Annotated in this window: 6 protein-coding genes; 2 read left to right on the forward strand and 4 right to left on the reverse strand. The window is 72.9% G+C overall.

Features of this window, described 5'->3' with window-relative positions; genetic code table 11:
* Nucleotides 1–55: 55 nt before the first annotated feature.
* Nucleotides 56–526 (forward strand): glutaminase, encoded by a 471-nt coding sequence (locus B7X32_RS17045; protein WP_292722318.1) that lies wholly within the window; start codon nt 56–58, stop codon nt 524–526.
* 169 nt (nt 527–695) lie between these two features.
* On the opposite strand, the gene B7X32_RS17050 is transcribed toward B7X32_RS17045, so the two are convergent.
* Nucleotides 696–1,424, reverse strand: a complete 729-nt coding sequence (locus tag B7X32_RS17050) for a GMP synthase (RefSeq protein ID WP_292722320.1) — start codon at nt 1,422–1,424, stop codon at nt 696–698.
* A 141-nt stretch (nt 1,425–1,565) separates the two neighbouring features.
* Here B7X32_RS17050 and B7X32_RS17055 point away from each other — a divergent pair, with 141 nt between their 5' ends.
* On the forward strand, nt 1,566–4,124 hold the full coding sequence (locus B7X32_RS17055; protein WP_292722323.1) for an ATP-dependent Clp protease ATP-binding subunit: 2,559 nt from the start codon (nt 1,566–1,568) through the stop codon (nt 4,122–4,124).
* A 127-nt stretch (nt 4,125–4,251) separates the two neighbouring features.
* Here B7X32_RS17055 and B7X32_RS17060 read toward each other — a convergent pair whose 3' ends face one another.
* From B7X32_RS17060 to B7X32_RS17070, 3 genes are all read right to left on the reverse strand, one after another.
* Complete coding sequence (locus B7X32_RS17060; RefSeq protein ID WP_292722326.1) at nt 4,252–5,028, reverse strand: LysR family substrate-binding domain-containing protein; 777 nt, start codon at nt 5,026–5,028, stop codon at nt 4,252–4,254.
* Between the two features lie 29 nt (nt 5,029–5,057).
* Nucleotides 5,058–5,465, reverse strand: coding sequence for a transferase (locus B7X32_RS17065; RefSeq protein WP_045272888.1), 408 nt, complete (start codon nt 5,463–5,465; stop codon nt 5,058–5,060).
* 101 nt (nt 5,466–5,566) lie between these two features.
* Entirely contained in the window at nt 5,567–6,340 is a 774-nt protein-coding gene (locus B7X32_RS17070) for a DNA-formamidopyrimidine glycosylase family protein (protein WP_292722329.1), read from the reverse strand.
* Between the last annotated feature and the right edge of the window lie 43 nt (nt 6,341–6,383).

Here is a 6,383-nt window from a genome sequence, read left to right on the forward strand (position 1 = left end):
GCGGTTGTAGGCCGCACGCAGATTGGGCGGTGGAGCGTGGCACCCCTCCTGCGCATTGATTGGCGCCCCGCTCGAGGCGCTGCTGGACGGGGCGCGGGCCGCCCTCTCCGGCCTGCCGCAGGAGGCGCTCGGCCGCGAGAAGACCTCGCGGTGGCGGGCGCCGCGTATCGTGCGCGCCGGATCCGCCTGGCACGTCGGCGCGCTCCTGATCTCGGACGACGCCGTGTTCGCCACGGCCGAGGTGCTGCGCGCCGCGGCGCCGGTGCGCCGGGGCTACGCGGCGGAGTCGGCGCGCGCGAGGGCCGAGCGCAGGGCGGAGGCCTCGCGCGGCGGCTTCGCCGACGGCGAGACCGTGCACGTCGGGTGGACCCCGATCGACGTCGCCGCCGTGTCGGCCGGCGGCTCGTCCGGCCCGCTCGTCCTCGTCGACGGCGTCCCGTCGGTGCGCTGGTCCGCCGCCGGCGCCCTCATGCTGCTCTCCGCCTACCTCGACGACCGTATAGCCCTCCTCCGAGCCCTCCCCTGATCCGCCCGCCCCGGATCCGGGCTCCCTGGATCCGGGCTCCCTTGTCCGCGAGACTCCAACTCCGCGACGAGACTGCGCGTTTTCCGTGCAGTCTCGTCGCCCAGTTGAAGTCTCGCGGTCAGCGGTCAGCGGTCAGCCGACCGCGGTCAGAAGTCGGGGCGGCGGGGGGTCAGCGGGTCAGGGCGCGCTGGCCGAAGCGGTGCAGGATGCGGGCCGGCTCGGTCACGACGGATCCGAGCACCGCCTCCTGCACGGTGTGGAACGCGTCGGGGTCGAAGTATCCCGTGGTGCGGTAGAACACCATCCGATCGGCGAAGTCGCGCGGAGACGGCTCGGGGTGGAACTGCGTCGCATACAGATCGGCGCCCACTCGGTACGCCTGCACGGCGCAGGTGTCGTTGCCGGCGAGCAGCACGGCCCCGGGCGGCACCTCGGCCGAGCCCTCCTTGTGCGCGGTGAAGGCGTGGAACACGGGTCCTGCGGGGCCGAACAGCGGATCCGCCGCCGCGTCCGTCGTGCAGCGGATCTCGGCCGCGGTCGCCTCCTCCGGGGTGTCCATGCCGACGTCGCCGCCGAGCAGGCGCGTGACGACGCCGATCCCGAAGCACGTGAAGAACGCGGTCGTGCCGCCGTCGATCGCGCGCGCGGCGATCCGCTCCAGGTCCGCCTCGACCCGTCGCTGCGTCTCGGACTTGCGGACGTCGGTGACGTTGAACGGGGAGCCGCCGATCACGAAGCCGGCGTAGCGGTCGAAGACGTCGTCGGGGAGCGCGGTGGTGGTGAGGTCGATGCGGTCGAGCGCGTCGGCGTCCACGCCGAGGGCGACACGGAAGGACGCGCGCTCCGCCGTCGCCGCATCCAGCTCAGGGCGCACGCCGACATACAGAAGCGAGGCCATCCCTGGATTCTAGGCGAGCGGCGGCGATCGGCGGAGTCGCGCTGCAACGCTCCGGAACACACGGGAGGGCCGGGCGGGAATACCCGTGGCAGGACGGCGTTGAAGTTGATAGCACAACGCTCAAGTTTGAGAGGAAGCGAAATGCCCAACGACTTCACCGATGCGGGTTCGGGCTCGTTCGACGAGTTCCTCGCCCGCTACCTCGCCGGTGAGCAGGCCCGGCAGACCCGGTCGATCGACCTCAGCCGGTTCCTGACCGTGCGCACCCAGCGCATCCTGCAGCGCGCCGGCCGCTTCGCGCTCGAGCGCGGCCAGACCGAGCTCGACGCGCTGCACGTCCTCCGCACGATCGTCGAGGACGACGCGGTCGATCAGGCGATCCGCAACATCGGCGTGACCCCGCAGGCGATCGTCGACGCCGTCGACACGCGCCTGCCCGCGCCGGGGGAGGCCTCCGACGTCGAGGCCGCGACCATCACCCCGAGCGCCAGCCGTGCGCTGTTCCACGCCTACCAGGTGGCGCGCTCGTCCGGTGCGACCTATATCGAGCCGGAGCACGTGTTCTTCGCGCTCGTGCTCGGGCAGGACGCCCCCGCGGGCCAGATCCTCGCCCGCGCCGGCGTCACCGCCGAGGCCCTGACCCAGGGGCTGCGCGAGCCCATGCCCGCGGGTGCGACCCCGGACCAGGACGCGGCGGCCGCCCCCTCCGGATCCGAGACGCCGATGCTCGACCAGTTCGGCCTCGACCTCACGGCGCGTGCGCGCGAGGGCGCGCTCGACCCCGTGATCGGCCGCGCCTCCGAGATCGAGCAGACCATCGAGATCCTCAGCCGCCGCACCAAGAACAACCCGGTGCTGATCGGCGAGGCGGGCGTCGGCAAGACCGCGATCGTCGAGGGCCTCGCCCGCGCGATCGTCGACGGCGCCGTGCCCGCGCAGCTCAAGGACCGCCGCGTGGTGGCCCTCGATCTGCCGGCGATGCTCGCCGGCACCCGCTACCGCGGCGACTTCGAGGAGCGCCTGACCAAGACCATGGACGAGATCGCCGCGCACAAGGGCGAGATCATCGTCTTCATCGACGAGGTGCACACGGTCGTCGGCGCGGGCGGATCCGGGGAGGGCGGCGGCATGGACGCCGGCAACATCCTGAAGCCGCGCCTCGCCAGGGGCGACCTGCACCTGGTCGGCGCGACCACGCTCTCCGAGTACCGCCGGATCGAGAAGGATCCGGCCCTGGAGCGCCGCTTCCAGTCCGTGAAGGTCGCCGAGCCCTCGATCGAGGACGCGGTGCGCATCCTGGAAGGACTCAAGCCCGCGTATGAGCAGCACCACGCGGTCTCCTACACGGACGACGCGATCCGCGCCGCCGTCGAGCTGAGCGCGCGCTACCTGCCCGACCGGGTGCTGCCCGACAAGGCGATCGACCTGATCGACCAGGCCGGTGCGCGGCTGCGGCTGCGCCTGGGCGTCGTGACCGACGTCGCGGCGCTGTTCGCCGAGCTCGCCGACCTCGAGGCACGCAAGAACGCCGCCGTCGGCGCGGAGCACTACGAGGAGGCCTCGCGGATCCGCGACGAGATCGCCGCGGTGCAGGCCCGCATCGACGACGCCGGCGCCACCTCACCCCTGGCGGATGCGGAGTCCGCGGTCGTCGGGGAGTCGGAGATCGCCGCGGTGATCGCGCGCGCGACCGGGATCCCGGTCAGCCGCGTCTCCGAGAGCGAGCGCGAGCGCCTGGCGGACCTCGAGTCCGACCTGCACGCCCGCGTGATCGGGCAGGACGACGCGGTCGCCGCCGTGGCGCGCGCCGTGCGCCGCAGCCGCACCGGCATGGGCGACGCCCGCCGGCCCGTCGGATCCTTCCTGTTCCTCGGCCCGACCGGCGTCGGCAAGACCGAGCTGGCCAAGGCGCTCGCCGACCGCCTGTTCGACGACGAGACCGCCGTGATCCGCTTCGACATGAGCGAGTTCGGTGAGCGGCACACGGTGTCGCGGCTCGTCGGCGCCCCTCCGGGATACGTCGGCTACGACGAGGCGGGGCAGCTGACCGAGCGCGTGCGGCGCAACCCCTACGCGATCGTGCTGTTCGACGAGATCGAGAAGGCGCACCCCGACGTGTTCAACCTGCTGCTGCAGGTGCTCGACGACGGCCGGCTGACCGACGGCCAGGGCCGCACGGTCGACTTCCGCAACACGGTGATCGTGATGACCTCGAACATCGGTTCCGAGTTCCTCGCGTCGCGCTCCGGTGCGCTCGGCTTCGTCGCCTCGCAGGACGGATCCGCCAACGGATTCGCCTCCCAGGAGGACCTGCGGGCGCGGGTGATGGGCAAGCTCCGTGAGGCCATGCGGCCCGAGTTCCTGAACCGCATCGACGAGATCGTGCTGTTCCAGAAGCTCAGCCGCGAGGAGCTGGGCCGCATCGTGCGGCTCCTGCTGCAGGCCACGTCGCGGCGCCTCGCCGGGCGCGAGGTGACGCTCGACATCACCGACGCGGCGGTGGCCTGGCTCGGCGAGCACGGCTACGAGCCGGAGTACGGGGCGCGCCCGCTGCGCCGCCTGATCCAGCGCGAGGTGGACGACCGCATCGCGGACCTGTTCGTCTCGGGCGAGCTGGGCGACGGCGGTCGCGTGGTCGTGGACGCGTCCGGCGACGTGCTGCGCGTCATCGCGACCGCGGAGATGGCGCAGGCGGCCTGACCCCACCCCGGCCGTTGAGCGCCCTTCGTCTCGTCGCTGCGCTCCTCGCTCAGGGACCGGGTATCTTCCGGTCCCTGAGCGAGCGCAGCGAGACGAAGGGCGCCGTGTTTCGTCTCGCTGGGCCTGCTCAGCGGGACGACGTGGCGCGGCGGCCGCGCACGACCCCGACGAACGCCTCGATGTCGGGCGTCGTGGCGTCGGCGGGCCAGGCGAGCAGCACCGGTGAGACCGGCGCATCGCGGAGGACCCGGTAGTCGACGTCCTTGCGGTGGTACAGGCGCGCCAGCGACATGGGCGCGACGAGGATGCCGACGCCCGAGGCGACGGTCTCGACGGCATCCTGGACCGTGTCGAGCGGAGGGATCCGCGACGGGGTGGTCGGAAGGTCGAGGTCGCCCAGCACGTCTTCGCGCGTGGTGAGCAGCGTCTCGCCCGCCAGATCGGCGGGGGAGAGCTCCTCGGCGGCGAGCAGATGCGACTCGACCCCGGCGATGACCACGGGGAGCTCCTCGTAGAGCGGGATGGCGTGCATGCCGTCCTTGTCGAACGGCGCGCGCACGAGCGCGAGGTCGACGGTGCCCTCGGTCAGCGCGGTGCGCTGGGCGGCGAAGGAGAGCGGCACGAGCTCGAGCGTCACCCGAGGCATCCGCTCCTTCCAGGTGTCGATCCAGCGCCCAGGGGTCGCGCCGGGCACCGCGCCGAGGCGCAGCGTGCGGGGCTCGTCGACCGTGGCGGGGGCGTCGAAGACGACCTTCTCCGCCTTCTTGGCGCGCGGCGAAGACTTGCCTGCGGGCTTCCCGCCGTTCTTGCCCTTCGCGGCCGGACCGCCGGCGGTGCTGCGGGCGCCGCCCTTCGCGGAGCGCACCGCGGGCTTGCGACCGCCGGATGCGCCTCGTCTGCTCATGGGTTCAGCGTACCCGGCGGCCGCGCGGCTCAGGCGGCGAGCCAGAGCCCCTTGCGGTCGGTGTCCAGCGTCATGCCGGCGGCGATGATCTCGTCGTCCCCGATGCGGGCGCCGCGCGCGATGTGCGCTCCGGCCCCGACCTCGGTGCGGACGCCGATGCTGGCGCCGTCCCCGATCACGGCCCCCTGCCCGATATGGGCATGGGCCTCGATCCGGGCGTTCACGCCCACGACCGCGTCGGGTTCGATCCAGGCCCCGCGCGCGACGCGCGCTCCAGCCCCGACCTTCGCGCGCGGTTCGACGTAGGCGCCCGCTTCCACGACCGCCTGCGGGTGCACCTTGGCACCGTGCGCGATGAGGCCGCGGCCGTTGGCGTGCTTGCGATAGCGCAGCGTGCCGCCCTGGCCGTCCTCGATGTCGACGTAGTTCTTGCCCACGAAAACCTCCCGTGCCCGGGACTTTCCCCGGATACATCTGCAACCGTGACGGCGGCGGATCTATTCCCGTGCACGCATTTCGCGCGTGTCGTGGACGAGGGTCAGCGCTGGCAGCGAGGGCACCAGAAGGTGCGGCGCTCCTCGGTGGGATCCGCCCCGAGCTCGCCGCTCTCGATGATCGCGCCGCAGCGCCGGCACGTGCGGTGCGCCCTCCCGTAGACCCAGGTCGTGCGGCCGCGTTGCGCGACGCCGGTGAAGGTGCGGTCGAGGCGATCCCGGTTGGCGCGGATCGTGCGCGCCCCCAGCTCCAGCAGGGCGGTGACGTCGACCTCGATCGCGGGCGTCGTGGGGCGCACCCCGCGCAGGAACAGCAGTTCTGCGGCGTATTCGTTGCCGAAGCCGGCGACGTTGCGCTGGTCGAGCAGCGCGACGTGGATCGGGCGCCGGTCGGCGCCGAGGCGTCGCGCCGCTTCGGCGAGGTCCCAGTCGGCGCCCAGCGGATCCGGTCCGAGGTGCGCGACGAGCGTGTCCTCCTGCGCGGTGGGGACGAGCGCGAGCATCGAGACGTCGAAGCCCACCGCCTCCGCATCCGCGGTGCTGACGATCGCGCGCGCGGTGTAGCCGGGAGCCCGCCAGCGCTCGCCGGGGCGGTACAGGTGCCAGGCGCCGTCCATGCGCAGGTGCGAGCGGAGCGTCGAGTCGCCGATCCTCATCAGGATGTGCTTGCCGCGCGGGATCACGGCGTGCACGACGGATCCGGTGAGGTCGGCGGTCGCGAGTTCCGGCACGCGCAGGTCGAAGCGGGTGACCAGGCCGCCGCGCAGCGCGTCGTCGAGGCGGTGCGCCACGCGGTAGACGGTGTCGCCCTCAGGCATGCGCCGACGCCTCTCCTGCGCGGATCCCGGATCCGTCGACGGC

Source organism: Microbacterium sp. 13-71-7, assembly GCF_002257455.1.
GTDB lineage: Bacteria > Actinomycetota > Actinomycetes > Actinomycetales > Microbacteriaceae > Microbacterium.

Coding starts and splice junctions, on each gene's coding strand:
- B7X32_RS17050 (WP_292722320.1), bottom strand. CDS start 1,424: ATGGCCTCGCTTCTGTATGTCGGCGTGCGCCCTGAGCTGGATGCGGCG.
- B7X32_RS17055 (WP_292722323.1), top strand. CDS start 1,566: ATGCCCAACGACTTCACCGATGCGGGTTCGGGCTCGTTCGACGAGTTC.
- B7X32_RS17060 (WP_292722326.1), bottom strand. CDS start 5,028: ATGAGCAGACGAGGCGCATCCGGCGGTCGCAAGCCCGCGGTGCGCTCC.
- B7X32_RS17070 (WP_292722329.1), bottom strand. CDS start 6,340: ATGCCTGAGGGCGACACCGTCTACCGCGTGGCGCACCGCCTCGACGAC.